The organism is Kitasatospora sp. DSM 101779, from assembly GCF_025655475.1.
Lineage (GTDB): Bacteria > Actinomycetota > Actinomycetes > Streptomycetales > Streptomycetaceae > Kitasatospora.
Genome location: NZ_JAHTIK010000001.1, coordinates 3,119,374 through 3,134,273, shown reverse-complemented (window position 1 = coordinate 3,134,273; position 14,900 = coordinate 3,119,374). Strand labels below are relative to the sequence as shown.

The 14,900-nt window shown below is 73.9% G+C and carries 8 protein-coding genes; 3 read left to right on the top strand and 5 right to left on the bottom strand.

Features of this window, described 5'->3' with window-relative positions; translation table 11 throughout:
* The first annotated feature begins 512 nt into the window (after window positions 1–512).
* Window positions 513–3,209, top strand: a complete 2,697-nt coding sequence (gene glgP, locus KSNIM_RS14275) for an alpha-glucan family phosphorylase (RefSeq protein WP_263103596.1) — start codon at window positions 513–515, stop codon at window positions 3,207–3,209.
* Window positions 3,210–3,296: 87 nt separating this feature from the next.
* Here the strand turns inward: glgP and KSNIM_RS14270 are convergent, their stop codons facing one another.
* From KSNIM_RS14270 to KSNIM_RS14255, 4 genes are all read right to left on the bottom strand, one after another.
* Window positions 3,297–4,469, bottom strand: a complete 1,173-nt coding sequence (locus KSNIM_RS14270) for a lactate 2-monooxygenase (protein WP_263103595.1) — start codon at window positions 4,467–4,469, stop codon at window positions 3,297–3,299.
* On the bottom strand, window positions 4,466–5,473 hold the full coding sequence (locus tag KSNIM_RS14265) for an NADP-dependent oxidoreductase (RefSeq protein WP_263103594.1): 1,008 nt from the start codon (window positions 5,471–5,473) through the stop codon (window positions 4,466–4,468). The genes KSNIM_RS14270 and KSNIM_RS14265 overlap by 4 nt, the downstream gene beginning before the upstream one ends.
* A 314-nt stretch (window positions 5,474–5,787) precedes the next feature.
* Window positions 5,788–7,620, bottom strand: coding sequence for an ABC transporter ATP-binding protein (locus KSNIM_RS14260; RefSeq protein ID WP_263103593.1), 1,833 nt, complete (start codon window positions 7,618–7,620; stop codon window positions 5,788–5,790).
* On the bottom strand, window positions 7,617–9,413 hold the full coding sequence (locus KSNIM_RS14255; RefSeq protein WP_263103592.1) for an ABC transporter ATP-binding protein: 1,797 nt from the start codon (window positions 9,411–9,413) through the stop codon (window positions 7,617–7,619). The genes KSNIM_RS14260 and KSNIM_RS14255 overlap by 4 nt, the downstream gene beginning before the upstream one ends.
* Before the next feature lie 257 nt (window positions 9,414–9,670).
* Here KSNIM_RS14255 and KSNIM_RS14250 point away from each other — a divergent pair, with 257 nt between their 5' ends.
* Window positions 9,671–11,092: a family 2B encapsulin nanocompartment shell protein gene (locus KSNIM_RS14250; RefSeq protein ID WP_263103591.1), complete on the top strand. Its 1,422-nt coding sequence runs from the start codon at window positions 9,671–9,673 to the stop codon at window positions 11,090–11,092.
* Between the two features lie 34 nt (window positions 11,093–11,126).
* On the opposite strand, the gene glgX is transcribed toward KSNIM_RS14250, so the two are convergent.
* Window positions 11,127–13,373: a glycogen debranching protein GlgX gene (gene glgX, locus KSNIM_RS14245; RefSeq protein WP_263103590.1), complete on the bottom strand. Its 2,247-nt coding sequence runs from the start codon at window positions 13,371–13,373 to the stop codon at window positions 11,127–11,129.
* Window positions 13,374–13,620: 247 nt separating this feature from the next.
* On the opposite strand from glgX, the gene KSNIM_RS14240 reads away from it, so the two are divergent.
* Entirely contained in the window at window positions 13,621–14,829 is a 1,209-nt protein-coding gene (locus tag KSNIM_RS14240) for an Ig-like domain-containing protein (protein ID WP_263103589.1), read from the top strand.
* The last annotated feature ends 71 nt before the right edge of the window (window positions 14,830–14,900 follow it).

The following is a 14,900-nucleotide window of genomic DNA, read 5'->3' as shown; positions in this document are numbered from 1 at the left end:
GCCCCGACCGCCGGCCGGCGCGGCCCGTCCCGCGAGGCGCGTGCGTCCCGGCGCGCGCCCCGAGGGACGCGCCCCGGAGCGACCCGACCCACCCGAAAAACGATCGGGTGAGGTGTGAGGACACGCCGAGGGGCAGCGGCAGCGGCCGAATGGGCGATGGAGGGTGAGGGCTCGTCAGCAGGGCATGTTCCGGACATGGAACAGCAGGGGGCGCCTTTCGGCCTGCACTCCCTGCCGCACCAACGACCTTTCTGCATCCTCGCACCACCGGCAAGACCTACGGGCCGGTAATCGCGCGATTTCGGACGGTATGCAGGGGCATATCGGCCAGTGGAAACGCGGCCGTTGCGGGGAATTCACGCGCCAGGGGCGCGCCTTTTCGGCAACGTGCGCCCCGTGCGCCCCCCGTTCGCAGCACTGCGCCGATTGCGATCTCACCAATACGCCGAACGGGTGTGCAAAGCGTCCGCTGACACCCGTTCAGGCGGCGTGGAGGCTCTAGGCTTCACGTTGTGAAGGCAATCCGCAGATTCACCGTCCGCACCGTCCTGCCCGAACAACTCCAGCCGCTGCACGAGCTCGCGCTCAACCTGCGCTGGTCCTGGCACCCGGAGACGAGGGAGCTGTTCCGCTCCGTCGATCCGGAGGTCTGGGCGGCCGTGGGGGAGGACCCGGTCCGGCTGCTCGGCGAGGTGCCGGCCGCCCGGCTCGCCGCGCTCGCGGCCGACCGCCGCTTCCTGCGCCGACTGGGCGACCTCCACGACGACCTGAGGGACTATCTCGCCGGGCCCCGCTGGTACCAGTCCGCGCCGCCGGTCGGTGGGGCGGGCAGCCCGCTGCCCGAGGCGATCGCCTACTTCTCCCCGGAGTACGGCATCGCCGCCGCGCTGCCGCAGTACTCCGGCGGCCTCGGCATCCTGGCCGGCGACCACCTCAAGGCCGCCAGCGACCTCGGCGTGCCGATCATCGGCGTGGGCCTGTTCTACCGGCACGGGTACTTCCGGCAGTCGCTGGACCGGGACGGCTGGCAGCAGGAGCGCTACCCGCTGCTCGACCCGGACGAACTCGCCGTCAGCCTGCTGCGCGAGGAGGACGGCAGCCCCTGCCGGGTCGACCTCGCGCTGCCGGCCGGCCGCACCCTCGGCGCGCGGATCTGGAAGGCCCAGGTCGGCCGCGTCCCGCTGCTGCTGCTGGACTCCGACATCGAGTCCAACGCCCCGGCCGACCGGGACGTGACGGACCGCCTGTACGGCGGCGGCAGCGAGCACCGGCTGCTCCAGGAGATGCTGCTCGGCATCGGCGGCGTGCGCGCGGTGCGCACCTACTGCCGGCTCACCGGTCACCGCGCGCCGGAGGTCTTCCACACCAACGAGGGCCACGCCGGCTTCCTCGGCGTGGAGCGCATCCGCGAGCTGGTCGCGCCGGTCGAGCAGGGCGGCCGCGGCCTGGACTTCGGCGCCGCGCTGGAGGCCGTCCGGGCCGGCACGGTGTTCACCACCCACACGCCCGTCCCCGCCGGCATCGACCGGTTCGACCGCGACCTGGTCGCCCGTCACTTCGGCGGCGACGCGGCGCTGGCCGGCGTCCCGGCCGACCGGGTGCTGGCGCTCGGCGCGGAGAGCTGGCAGGGCGGCGACCCGAAGCTGTTCAACATGGCGGCCATGGGCCTGCGGCTGGCGCAGCGGGCCAACGGCGTCTCCACGCTGCACGGCGAGGTCAGCCGCTCGATGTTCAACGGGCTCTGGCCGGGCTTCGACTCCGCCGAGGTGCCGATCGGTTCGATCACCAACGGCGTCCATGCGCCGACCTGGATCGACCCGGCGGTCGTCCGGCTCGGCGCCGGGCAGATCGGCGCCGAGCGCGCCGACGAGGCCATCACCACCGGCGAGGCCCGCCGTTGGACGGGCATCGAGCGGATCGGCGACGAGGAGATCTGGGAGGTCCGCCGCATCCTGCGGGCCCAGCTGGTCGAGGAGGCCCGCCGCCGGCTGCGCAACTCCTGGCGCCAGCGCGGCGCCGGCGACGCCGAGCTCGGCTGGACGGCCGGCGTGCTCGACCCGGACGTGCTGACCATCGGCTTCGCCCGCCGCGTCCCCTCGTACAAGCGGCTCACGCTGATGCTGCGGGACCGGGCCCGGCTGCGGGCCCTGCTGCTGGACCCGCAGCGCCCGGTGCAGATCGTCGTCGCGGGCAAGGCCCACCCGGCCGACGACGGCGGCAAGCGGCTCATCCAGCAGCTGGTCGCCTTCGCCGACGACCCGGCGGTACGCCACCGGATCGTCTTCCTGCCCGACTACGACATGGCCATGGCCAAGCACCTCTACCCGGGCTGCGACGTCTGGCTGAACAACCCGCTCCGCCCGCTGGAGGCCTGCGGCACGTCCGGGATGAAGGCCGCCCTCAACGGCTGCCTCAACCTCTCGATCCTGGACGGATGGTGGGACGAGTGGTTCGACGGCCGCAACGGCTGGGCGATCCCCACCGCGGACGTCTCCGGCCCCGAGCGGGTCGACCCGGACAGCCCGGAGGCCGAGCGGCGCGACGACATCGAGGCGGCGGCGCTCTACGACCTGATCGAGCACCAGGTCGCCGCCCGGTTCTACGACCGCGGCGCCGACGGCCTGCCGCACCGCTGGATCTCGATGGTCCGGCACACCCTGGTCACCCTCGGGCCCAAGGTGCTGGCCGGCCGGATGGTGCGCGAGTACGTCGAGCGGCTGTACGCCCCCGCGGCGGCCGCGCAGCGCACGCTCGCCGCGGCGGTCGGCGGCACCGACCACGCGGGTGCCCGCGAGCTCGCCGAGTGGAAGGCCCGGGTCCGCGAGGCCTGGCCGGCCGTCCGGGTCGAGCACGTCGAGGCGGACGGCTGCCGCGAGGCGCAGGAGCTCGGCTCGGCGCTGGAGCTGCGGGTGCAGGTGTCGCTCGGAGCGCTGGAGCCGGCCGACGTGGAGGTCCAGGTGGTCTCCGGCCGGGTCGACGAGTCCGACCGGATCTCGGACGCCGCGGTGCTCGCCCTCAAGCCGGCCGGCGGCCCGGACCTGGAGGGGCGCCACCGCTACGAGGGCCCGCTGGCGCTCGACCGCACCGGCCCGTTCGGCTACACCGTGCGGGTGCTGCCCACCCACCGGCTGCTGGCCTCGCCGGCCGAGCCGGGGCTGGTCGCGGCGCCGGCGGAGTCGGGCGGGATGGACACAGGCGTGCTGCGCTGAGCGGGTAGGGCGAATGCAGGTGCCGGGCGGGCCGATCGGCCCGCCCGGCACCTGCGCGTGCCGGTGGTCGGCCCGGTACCGGTGTGGTCAGCCCAGCGCGGAGGCGTCCAGTCCGCCGGGGGAGCGGTGCCCGGAGAGCGCCAGCGTCAGCTCGAACTCGGCGAGCAGCGAGCGGATCACGTGCGCCACCCCGGCCTGCCCGTCCAGGGCGAGCCCGTAGGCGTACGGGCGGCCGAGCAGCACCGCGTCGGCGCCCAGGGCGAGGGCCTTGAACACGTCGTCGCCCGTCCGGATGCCGCTGTCGAACAGCACCGGGATCCGCTCGCCCACGGCGGCCGCCACGGCGGGCAGTGCGGCGGCGGCACCGATCGAGCCGTTGACCTGGCGGCCGCCGTGGTTGGAGACCACCACGCCGTCCACACCGGCCTCGACCGCGGCCCGGGCGTCGTCCGGGTGCAGGACGCCCTTGAGCACGATCGGGCCGTCCCAGCGCTCCCGCAGCCAGGCCAGGTCCGGCCAGGTCTTGCCGGGGTCGGCGAAGAGCGAGACGAAGTGCAGGACGGCCGCGTTCGGATCCTCGTGCGGAGGCTTGGCCAGCCCGGCGAGGAACGCCGGGTCGGTGAAGTAGTTGGCGGTGCCCACGCCGTGCAGGAAGGGCAGGTACGCCTGGTCCAGGTCGCGCGGACGCCAGGCGAGCAGCGGGGTGTCCAGGGTGACGAACAGCGCGGTGAAGCCGGCCGCCCTCGCCCGGTCCAGGAAGGACCGGGTGACCTCGCGGTCCTTGGACCAGTAGAGCTGGAACCAGCGCTCGCCGTCGCCCATCGCCGCGGCGACCTCCTCCATCGGCGTGCTGGAGGCGGAGGACAGCACGAAGGGCACGCCCTCGGCGGCGGCCGCCCGGGCCGCGGCCGGCTCGGCGTCCGGGTGCAGGATCGACAGCACCCCGACCGGTGCCAGTGCCAGCGGCGCCGGCAGGGACCGGCCGAACAGCTCGGTGCGCAGGTCGCGCGCGGACACGTCGCGCAGCACCCGGGGCACGATCCGGTGCGCGTCGAGCGCGGCCCGGTTCGCCCGCTCGGTCGCGCCGCTGCCGGCACTGCCCGCGACGTAGCCGAACGGGCCGGGGCCCAGCCGGTGCTCCGCCAGCTGCTCCAGCCGGGTGAGATCGGTCGGCAACCGCGGCACGCTGCCGCTGATCAGGCCGTTCAGGTAGATCTCGTACTGGAAGGACGCCCAGTCGCGCGGGGGCTGCGTCGTCACACCAACTCCAGCACGAGCTTGCCGACGTTCTCGCCGCGGAAGAGCATCTGCAGGGTCTCGGGGAAGTCGTCGACGGTGCCGCGCACGATGTGCTCCTTCACCTTGAGCCGGCCCTCGGCGATCCAGCCGGCCATCTCGACGGCGGCCTCCTTGTAGCGGGCGGCGTGGTCGAAGACGACGAAGCCCTCCATCCGGGCCCGGCGGACGAGCAGCGACAGGTAGTTGGACGGGCCCTCGACCTTGGACTCGGCGTTGTACTGGCTGATCGCACCGCAGATCACCACCCGGGCGTGCATCGCCAGGCGGGTCAGCGCGGCGTCCAGGATCGGGCCGCCGACGTTGTCGAAGTAGACGTCGATGCCGTCCGGGCAGTGCTCGCGCAGCGCCTTGCGGACGTCCTCGCCGCGATAGTCGATCGCGGCGTCGAAGCCGAGCTCCTCGGTGAGCAGCGCGCACTTCTCGGCGCCGCCGGCGATGCCGATCACCCGGCAGCCCTTCACCTTCGCGATCTGGCCGACGATGCTGCCGACGGCGCCCGCGGCGCCGGAGACGACCACGGTCTCGCCGTCCTTGAGGGCCCCGACCTCCAGCAGGCCGAAGTAGGCGGTCATGCCCGGCATGCCGAGGGCGCCCAGGTAGGTGGAGAGCGGGGCGGCGGCCGGGTCGACCTTGATGGTGCCGCGGCCGTCCGAGACCACGTGCTCCTGGACGCCGAAGGTGCCGACCACGTGGTCGCCGACCCGGTACGTGGGGTGGTTGGAGGCGGTCACCTCGATCACCGAACCGGCCCGCATGACCTCGCCGAGGCCGACCGGCGGCAGGTAGGAGGGACGGTCGTCCAGCCAGCCGCGCATCGCCGGGTCCAGCGAGAGGAAGCGGGTACGGCCGGCGAACTCGCCCTCGCCGGGCTCGGCGGCCGGCGCGGTGGCGTGCTCCCAGTCGGTGGGCTTGAGCGCACCCTGCGGCCGGGCGGCGAGTCGGATCTGGCGGTTGGCTGCGGTCATGGCAGGCTCCTGTCGCTGTCGGCCGTGCCGCAGCGGCGCGGCACCCGGCCCGATTCTAAGCAAGCGCTTAGTCACCTGGCTAGACGGCATCGGGCAACCACTCAGGGCCGCGTGGGGGCACCTCCCGGCCGAATGCCGGGGGAGAACTACGCAGTCCGGACGCGGCGCTCGGGCCGATTCCGGGCAACCACCGAGGGGGGCGGGGAACTGCGCGGGACGAGAGGCTACGGTCCGTGCCCTCCGTCCCGCGCAGTTCCCCGCGCCCCTCGGGATACCCACACAGGCCGGGGCCCGCGCCCCTGGGTGGTTGCCCGTCAGACCAGGCTGTCGCGCCAGGTGCGGTGGAGGTCGGCGAAGCGGCCGCGGCCGCCGATCAGGTCGGCCGGGCGGCCGTCCTCGACGATCCTGCCCTGGTCCATCACCAGGACCCGGTCGGCGATCTCGACCGTGGAGAGGCGGTGGGCGATGACCACCGCGGTGCGGCCGGCCAGGACCGTCCGCATGGCCCGCTGCACCGCCTGCTCCCCCGGCACGTCCAGTGAACTGGTCGCCTCGTCGAGGATCAGCACCGCCGGGTCGGCCAGCAGCGCCCGGGCGAAGGCCACCAGCTGCCGCTGCCCGGCCGAGATCCGGCCGCCGCGCTTGCGGACGTCGGTGTCGAAGCCCTCCGGCAGGGCCGCGACGAAGTCGTACGCGCCGATGTCCCGGGCGGCCTGCTCGACCTCCTCGCGGGTGGCGCCGGGTCGGCCGATCGCGATGTTCTCGGCGACCGTGCCGGAGAACAGGAAGGACTCCTGGGTGACCATGACGATGTTGCGCCGCAGCTCCTCCCCGGACAGCTCGCGCAGGTCGACGCCGTCGAGCGCGACCCGGCCGTCGGTCGGGTCGTAGAACCGGGCGAGCAGCTTGGCCAGGGTGGACTTGCCGGCGCCGGTCGCGCCGACCACCGCGGTGGTGCGCCCGGCCGGGAGCACCAGGTCGAACCGGGGCAGCACCTCCTTGCCCGTCCGGTAGGCGAAGCGAACGCCGTCGAAGGAGACCGTTCGGCCCTTCACGGGGTGCTCCGGCAGCGGTGCGGGGTCGGCCGGCTCGGGCACCGAGGGCTCGTGCGCCAGCAGGCCGGCGATCTTCTCCAGCGCGGCGGCCGCCGACTGGTAGCTGTTCAGGAACATCGCCAGCTGGTCGAGCGGCTCGTACAGCCGGCGCAGGTAGAGCACGAAAGCGGTGAGCACGCCGAGTTCGACGGAGCCGTCGGCGACCAGCAGGGCGCCGGCCACCACCACGCCGGTGATCCACACGTTGGCGATCGCCCGCGAGGTGGTGACGTACCTGGCCATCTCCAGCAGGCCGTCCGCGGTGGTGCCGGCGTACTGGTGGTTGACCGTGCCGAAGGCCTCGTCGTTGGCCCGTTCGCGGCGGAAGGCCTGCACCGGGCGGATGCCGTTCATGGTCTCGGTGAAGCGCACGATCACCGCGGCGACCGCCGTCCGCGAGCGCCGGTAGACCCGCTGCGAGCGCCGCCGGAACGAGCGGATGCTCAGGTACATCGGCAGGAAGGACAGCAGCGACAGCAGGCCGAGCCGCCAGTCCATCACCATCAGGACCAGCGAGATCCAGAACACCGAGAGGACCACCGAGAGCAGCTCCTGCAGGCCCTCGGCGAGCAGTTCGCGCAACGCGTCCACGTCGCTGGTGGCGCGGGAGATGATCCGGCCGGAGGTGTAGCGCTCGTGGAAGTCCAGGCTGAGCCGCTGGGCGTGCCGGAAGATCCGGCCGCGCAGGTCCAGCAGCACGTCCTGGTTGATCCGGGCGGAGAAGCGGATGAAGGCGCGCTGCAGCACGGTGCTGAGCGCGGCGCAGCCCAGGTAGGCCGCGATCACCGCGATCAGCGGTCCGCTGTCGTGGTCCCGCAGGGCCGGGATGCCGCGGTCCATCGCGAAGGCCACCAGCAGCGGCCCGGTCTGCAGGGCGGCCTGCTGGACGAGGATCACCAGCATGGCCAGGGCGATCCGGCCGCGGTGCGGGCCGAGCAGTTCGCCGAGCAGCCGGCGGGCGGCGCCCGCGGGGACGGGGATGTCCTCGTCCTCGGCGGGCGCCGGGAGTTCCTCGGCCAGCTCCTCGGCGGCGTCGACCGCGGTGGTGCTCATCGGGTGCTGATCCCTTCCGGTACGGGGGCGGCCTCGCCCGTCATCAGCTCCCGGTAGACGGCGGAGCTCTGCAGCAGTTCGTGGTGGGTGCCCACGGCGGCGATCCTGCCCTCGTGCAGCACGGCCACCCGGTCGGCCAGCATGACCGTGCTCGGGCGGTGCGCGACGACCAGCGCGGTGGTGCCGTCGAGGACGCGCCGCAGCGCCTGCTCGACCAGCGCCTCGGTGTGCACGTCGAGGGCGGAGAGCGGGTCGTCCAGCACCAGGAAGCGCGGGTCGCCGACGACGGCGCGGGCGAGCGCGAGGCGCTGGCGCTGGCCGCCGGAGAGGCTGAGGCCCTGCTCGCCGACCTGGGTCGCGGTGCCGGCCGGCAGCCGGTCGACGAAGTCCGCCTGGGCGGTGTCGAGGGCGGCGGCCAGCCGGTCGGGACCTGCCGCCGGTGCGCCCATCAGGACGTTCTCGGCGACCGAGGCGGAGAACAGCGTCGGCTCCTCGAAGGCCACGGCGACCAGTTCGCGCAGCTCGGCCCGGGGGATCGTGCGGATGTCCCGGCCGTCCAGCGCGACGGTGCCGCCGGTGGCCTCGTACAGCCGCGGCAGCAGGGCGGTGAGGGTGGTCTTGCCGCTGCCGGTCGCACCGACCAGGGCCATCGTCTCGCCGGGCCGGACGTGCAGGTCGATGCCGCACAGCAGGTCGGGGCTGTCCGCGGGGGCGTCCGGGTAGCGGAAGCGCACCCCGGACAGCCGGATGCCCCGCTCGCCGTCGGCGGGGCCGGGCCCGTCCTGCCCGGTGTCGGCGGGCTCGGGCTCGTCCATCACCTCGTAGAAGCGGTCGGTGGCGGTGGCGGCCTCGTTGGCGTACGCGACCAGCCAGCCCAGCGACTCGACCGGCCAGCGCAGGGCCAGCGCGGTGGAGAGGAAGGCCACCAGGGTGCCCGCCGACATCTCGTCGTGGGCGACCAGGACGGCGCCGAGCGCCAGGGCCGCGCCGAGCGCGAGCTCCGGCAGGCCGACGATGACCGCCCAGAGGTTGGCCAGCATCCCCGCCTTGCCGAGCTCGGTCTCGCGCAGCGAGCGGGACTGCTCGGCGAAGCGCTCGGCCATGGTGCGGTGCCGGCCGAAGGCCTTGAGGATGCGGATGCCGAGCACCGACTCCTCGACCACCGTGGCGAGGTCGCCGTTCTGGTCCTGCGCCCGGCGGGCGGCACCGGAGTACCGCTGCTCGAAGTGGTGCGTCAGCCAGGTCAGCGGACCCATCGGGATCAGCGCGATCAGCGCGAGCCGCCAGTCCAGGGTGAACATCAGGCCGGTGCCGACGAGGAAGACCGTGCAGTTGACGATCAGGAAGACCAGCGGGAAGGCCAGGAACAGCCGCATGGTGAACATGTCGGAGGTGGCCCGGCTGAGCAACTGACCGGAGGGCCACCGGTCGTGGAAGGAGACCGGCAGCCGCTGCAGCTTGGCGTACAGGTCGCCGCGCATGGCGGCCTCGACCCGGGCCAGCGGGCGGGCCACGACCACCCGGCGCACCCCGAACAGGCCCGCCTCGGCGAGGCCGAGCAGCAGGAGCAGGCCGGCGAGCGGCCAGAGCGCGGCCATGTCGTGGTCGGCGATCGGGCCGTCGACGATCCGGCGGAGCACCACCGGCACGGCGAGCACGCTGACGGAGGCGGTGAGCGCGGCGGCGACCGAGCCGGCGATCCGCCATCGGGCGACCCGGGCGTACGGCCACAGGCGCAGCAGCGAGCGCACGGTGGACCGTCGGGGGCCGTCGGGGGCTTGGTTCGTGGACATCGCGGCCGAGGGTAGGCGTTGCCCGGTCATTTCTCATCCGGTTTTTCGCACCTGACGTCGGGTTCCGGCCGGACCGTCCGAGGTCGCGCGCAGCGCAGGAGGTGCCCGGGGGGCGTGCGGCCATTCGAGTGCATCCGTGGCACCCGGGCACCGCGCGCGCCTCGGCCGTCCGGGTGCGGCCGTGCGATGTGATCCGTGTGCGGAGAGTGGCCGCCGACCTGCCATGGCGGCCTCCCACGACGTTCGAGAGGTGTCCCATGACGGTCGAGACACAGCCCGCGCCGCAGCCGGCCGGCGCACAGGACCGGATCCAGCTCAGCCTCAGCACGGCGGCGGCGCGCAACCTCGCCACCACCACCAAGTCGCAACCGCAGATGCAGGAGATCAGCTCGCGGTGGCTGCTCAAGGCACTGCCGTGGGTCCGGGTGTCCGGCGGCACCTACCGGGTCAACCGGCGGCTGAGCTACGCCGTCGGCGACGGCCGGCTGACCTTCGTGAAGACCGGTTCCCGGGTCCAGGTCGTCCCCGCGGAGCTCGGCGAGCTGCCGCTGCTGCGCGGCTTCGACGAGCCGCTGGCGCTCGGCGCCCTCGCCGGCCGCTTCGTCCAGCAGGAGTTCGAGCCCGGCCAGGTGATCGTCGAGCGCGGCCGCCCGGCCGACCACGTCTACCTGATCGCGCACGGCAAGGTGGAGCAGATCGGCGCCGGCAAGTACGGCGAGGAGACCGTCCTCGGCGTGCTGGCCGACGGCGCGTCCTTCGGCGGCCACGTGCTCGGCGGGCTCGACGGAGACTGGGACTTCACCGCCAAGGCGGCGACCGCGGTCACCGTGCTGGCCCTGCCCCACCAGGCGTACCAGCTGGTCGCCGCGGAGTACCAGCAGCTGCGCGACCACGTCCAGGGCCTCTCCGGCAACGGGCACCGGCCGCAGAACAGCCACGGCGAGGCCGCGATCGAGATGTCCGCCGGCCACACCGGCGAGCACGAGCTGCCGGCCACCTTCGTCGACTACGAACTCGCCCCGCGCGAGTACGAGCTGAGCGTCGCGCAGACGGTGCTGCGGGTGCACTCCCGGGTCGCCGACCTCTACAACAAGCCGATGAACCAGACCGAGCAGCAGCTGCGGCTGACCATCGAGGCCCTGCGCGAGCGCCAGGAGCACGAGCTGGTCAACAACCCGGAGTTCGGGCTGCTCAGCAACGCCGACTACGACCAGCGGATCCAGACCCACTCCGGGCCGCCCACCCCGGACGACCTGGACGAGCTGCTCAGCATGCGGCGGCAGACCACCCACCTGTTCGCCCACCCGCGGGCGATCGCCGCGTTCGGCCGCGAGTGCAACCGGCGCGGCCTGTACTTCGGCACCGTCGAGGTCGGCGGCCACCACCTGCCGGCCTGGCGCGGCGTGCCGATCCTGCCCTGCGGCAAGATCCCCGTCACCGGCGGCCACACCACCTCGATCGTCGCGATGCGCGTCGGCGAGGCGGAGCAGGGCGTGATCGGCCTCAACCAGACCGGCCTGCCCGACGAGTACGAGCCCGGCCTCAACGTCCGCTTCATGGGCATCGACGACAAGGCCGTCATCTCCTACCTGGTCAGCACCTACTACTCGGCCGCCGTGCTCGTCCCCGACGCGCTCGGGCTGCTGGAGAACGTCGAGGTCAACCGGCCGCTCGGCTGAGCCACGGGGCCCGACCGCCCGGGCCGGTCCGCGGTCAGGCCGGGGCGGGCGCCCGCAGCAGCTGCAGCGAGCGCCCGCCCAGCAGCACGCTGCCCGGCGCCGGGTGGTGCGGCCCCGGCCCGTCCGCCGGCGCTGCGGTGTCGACGACCGTCTCGTAGGAGTCCGCCCACGGCGCGCCGGGCAGCGCGAAGACGACCGGTTCGGCGCCGGCGTTCACCAGCAGCAGGAAGCTGTCGTCGGCGAGCGGCCGGCCCTGCTGGTCCCGCTCGGACATCGCGCTGCCGGAGAGCAGCATGCCGAGCACGGCGGTCGGCGCGAACCAGTCCGCCTCGGTCATCTGCTCGCCTCGCGGGGTGAACCAGGCGAGGTCGCGCTGGCCGCCGGGCACCGTCTCCCGTCCGGAGAAGAACGCCCGCTGGCGCAGCACCGGGTGGGCGCGGCGCAGCCGGACCAGTCGGGAGACGAGGTCGGTGAGCGAGGCCCACTCCGGGTCGTCCAGCAGCGACCAGTCCATCCAGCCGGTCTCGTTGTCCTGGCAGTAGGCGTTGTTGTTGCCCTGCTGGGTGCGGCCGAGCTCGTCGCCGGCGGTGAGCATCGGCACGCCGCCGGAGAGCAGCAGGGTGGCGAGCAGGTTGGCCAGCTGACGGCGGCGCAGGGTGCGCACGGCCGGGTCGTCGGTCTCGCCCTCCACGCCGTGGTTCCAGGACCGGTTGTCGTCGGTGCCGTCGCGGTTCTGCTCGCCGTTGGCCTCGTTGTGCTTGCGGTTGTAGGAGACCAGGTCGCGCAGGGTGAAGCCGTCGTGCGCGGTGATGAAGTTGACCGAGGCGTAGGGGCGGCGGCCGCCGCGCTGGTAGAGGTCGGAGGAGCCGGAGAGGCGGTAGCCGAGCTCCCGGACGTCGGGTCTGGCACCGCGCCAGAAGTCGCGGACGGTGTCCCGGTACTTGTCGTTCCACTCGGCCCACAGCGGCGGGAAGCCGCCGACCTGGTAGCCGCCCGGGCCGACGTCCCACGGTTCGGCGATCAGCTTGACCCGACTGAGCACCGGGTCCTGGGAGACCGCGGCGAGGAAGGGGTGGTGCATCTCCACCCCGTCGTGGCCGCGGGCGAGCGCGGCGGCCAGGTCGAAGCGGAAGCCGTCGACGCCCATCTCGCCGACCCAGTACCGCAGCGAGTCGGTGATCAGCCGGACGACGTGCGGCTGGCGGGTGTCGAGGGTGTTGCCGCAGCCGGTGTAGTCGGCGTAGCCGCGGCGGCTGCGGTCGAGCCGGTAGTAGCCGCCGTTGTCGATGCCGCGCAGCGACAGCGCCGGGCCCATCACGCCGGCCTCGGCGGTGTGGTTGTAGACGACGTCGAGGATCACCTCGATGCCGGCCGCGTGCAGCGCCCGCACCATCCGCTTGAACTCGCCGACCTGGCCGCCGCGGCTGCCGGAGGCGGAGTAGCCGGCGTGCGGGGCGAAGTAGCCGAGCGTGTTGTAGCCCCAGTAGTTGGTCAGGCCGCGGGCCTGCAGGTGGTCCTCGCTGACGTGGTGGTGGACGGGCAGCAGCTCCACCGCGGTGACGCCGAGCCGGGTCAGGTGGGCGATCGCCGCCGGGTGGGCGAGGCCCGCGTAGGTGCCGCGCAGCTGGGGCGGCACGTCCGGGTGGCGCATGGTGAAGCCGCGCACGTGCACCTCGTACAGCACCGTCCCGGCCCACGGGGTCTTCGGTCGCTGGTCGTCGTACCAGTCGTCGTCGTCGTGGACGACCACCGCCCTCGGCACGTAGGGCGCCGAGTCGCGGTTGTCGCGCACGGTGTCCGCGACGTCCGGCTCGGGCCAGCCGCGCACCGCGCTGCAGGTCGCGTCGTGACTGGTGAAGTGCCCGTCGATCGCCCGGGCGTACGGGTCGAGCAGCAGCTTGGCCGGGTTCCAGCGGGCGCCCGTCCACGGGTCCCAGCGGCCGTGCACCCGGTACCCGTAGCGGGTGCCGGGCAGTACGCCCGGCAGGTAGCCGTGCCAGGTCTGGAAGGTCTGCTCGGTGAGCCGGTGCCGGGTCTCGGTGCCGTCCTCGGCGAACAGGCACAGGTCGACGGCCTCCGCGCCGGCCGCCCAGAGCGCGAAGTTGGTGCCGCACGTGCCGTCCGGGGCGGTGCGGAAGCGGGCGCCGAGCGGCTGCCAGCTGCCCGGCCAGGGCTCGGCGGAGGGCGCCGGCTGCGCGGCGGCGGAACGTTCCGGCCCGGACGCGGGTGGGCGGCCGGTCTCCCGGCGCGTGCTCCGTGCCAGCTCCTGCCACGCCGTCATCGCCGCACCCTCCCTGCGCGGGGGTCCCGTACCCGCCCTCCAGTTGTTCCCTGATCCCGTGCAGGTGTCACGTGGCCGATCGTGTTGTGACGCTGGGTGAACGGGACGGCGTCCGCCGGGTGGCGCGCCGGCTCGTGTCCGGCGCCCTGCGGCCTCGTTTGACCGGGTGCCGGGCGCCCCGGGCGTGACGGCGCACGGCGGGACGGGCAGCGGCGGGACGGGCAGCGGTGTACGGGAAAGGGGCAGCATGCTCGCGGTGGCACGGCGTTGGGCGGTGGCGGCGGCCGCCGGGCTCCTCGCGCTGCCGGCGGGGTGCACCGGCGGACCGGCCGCGGGCGGGGACGGCGGACCGGCCGGCCGGCCGCGGATCTCCCGCGCGGCGATCGCCGTGCTGCCCGCGGACGGCGCCCAGGAGGTGCACTCCGACGCCGAGGTGTCCGTGACCGTCGCCGACGGGCGGCTGCTGTCGGTGCGGCTGCGGGACGACCGCGGGGTGGCCGTACCCGGCCGGACGGCTCCCGACGGCACCCGGTGGACCCCGGAGGAGCCGCTCACCCCGGCCACCCCGTACACCGTCGACGCGGTCGCCCAGGACGCGGACGGACTGCGCGCCGACCACCACTCCGCCTTCGTGACGGCCGGTCCGGCGCACACCGTGGCCGCCTTCGTCACCCCGGAGGACGGTGCCCTGGTCGGTGTGGGGATGCCGGTCTCGCTGCGGTTCACCCGGCCGGTCGCGGACCGTCCGGCGGCGGAGCGGGCCGTCGAGGTGGCCGCCGACCCGCCGGTGCCGCTCGCCGCGCACTGGTTCGGCAACCGGCGGCTGGACGTCCGGCCCGAGTCGTACTGGGCGCCGGGCACCCGGGTGACCGTCACCCTGCGGCTGAAGGACGTGGAGCTGGCGCCGGGCGAGTTCGGCACCCAGACCAAGGAGGTGGCGTTCACCGTCGGCCGGGCTCGGGTGTCCACCGTCGACCTGGCGAGCAGCACGCTGACGGTGCGCGAGGACGGGGCGCCGGTGCGCACCCTGAAGATCACCGCGGGTGGCCCCCAGCACCCCACCTACCGCGGCGTCATGGTCGTCTCGGAGAAGTTCGAGGAGACCCGGATGAACGCCCGGACGGTCGGCCTCGGCGACGAGTACGACATCAAGGACGTCCCGCACGCGATGCGGCTGACCGACTCCGGCACCTTCGTGCACGGCAACTACTGGGCCGACGACGAGGTGTTCGGCACCGCCAACACCAGCCACGGCTGCATCGGGATCGCCGATCGGCAGGGCGGCGACGCGGACTCGCCGGCCGGCTGGTTCTTCGAGCACACCCTGGTCGGCGACGTGCTGGAGGTGCGCGGTGACACCGGCGCGGTCGTCCAGCCGTCCAACGGCCTGAACGGCTGGAACCTGCCCTGGGCGGCCTGGCTGAAGGGCAGTGCGCTGGGCGCCGCACCGCGCTGACCTGCGCCGGGGATTCACCGAACCGGCACCCCCCACCCGCGGAAGATTCACTCATCTGCGGCGGTTATCCT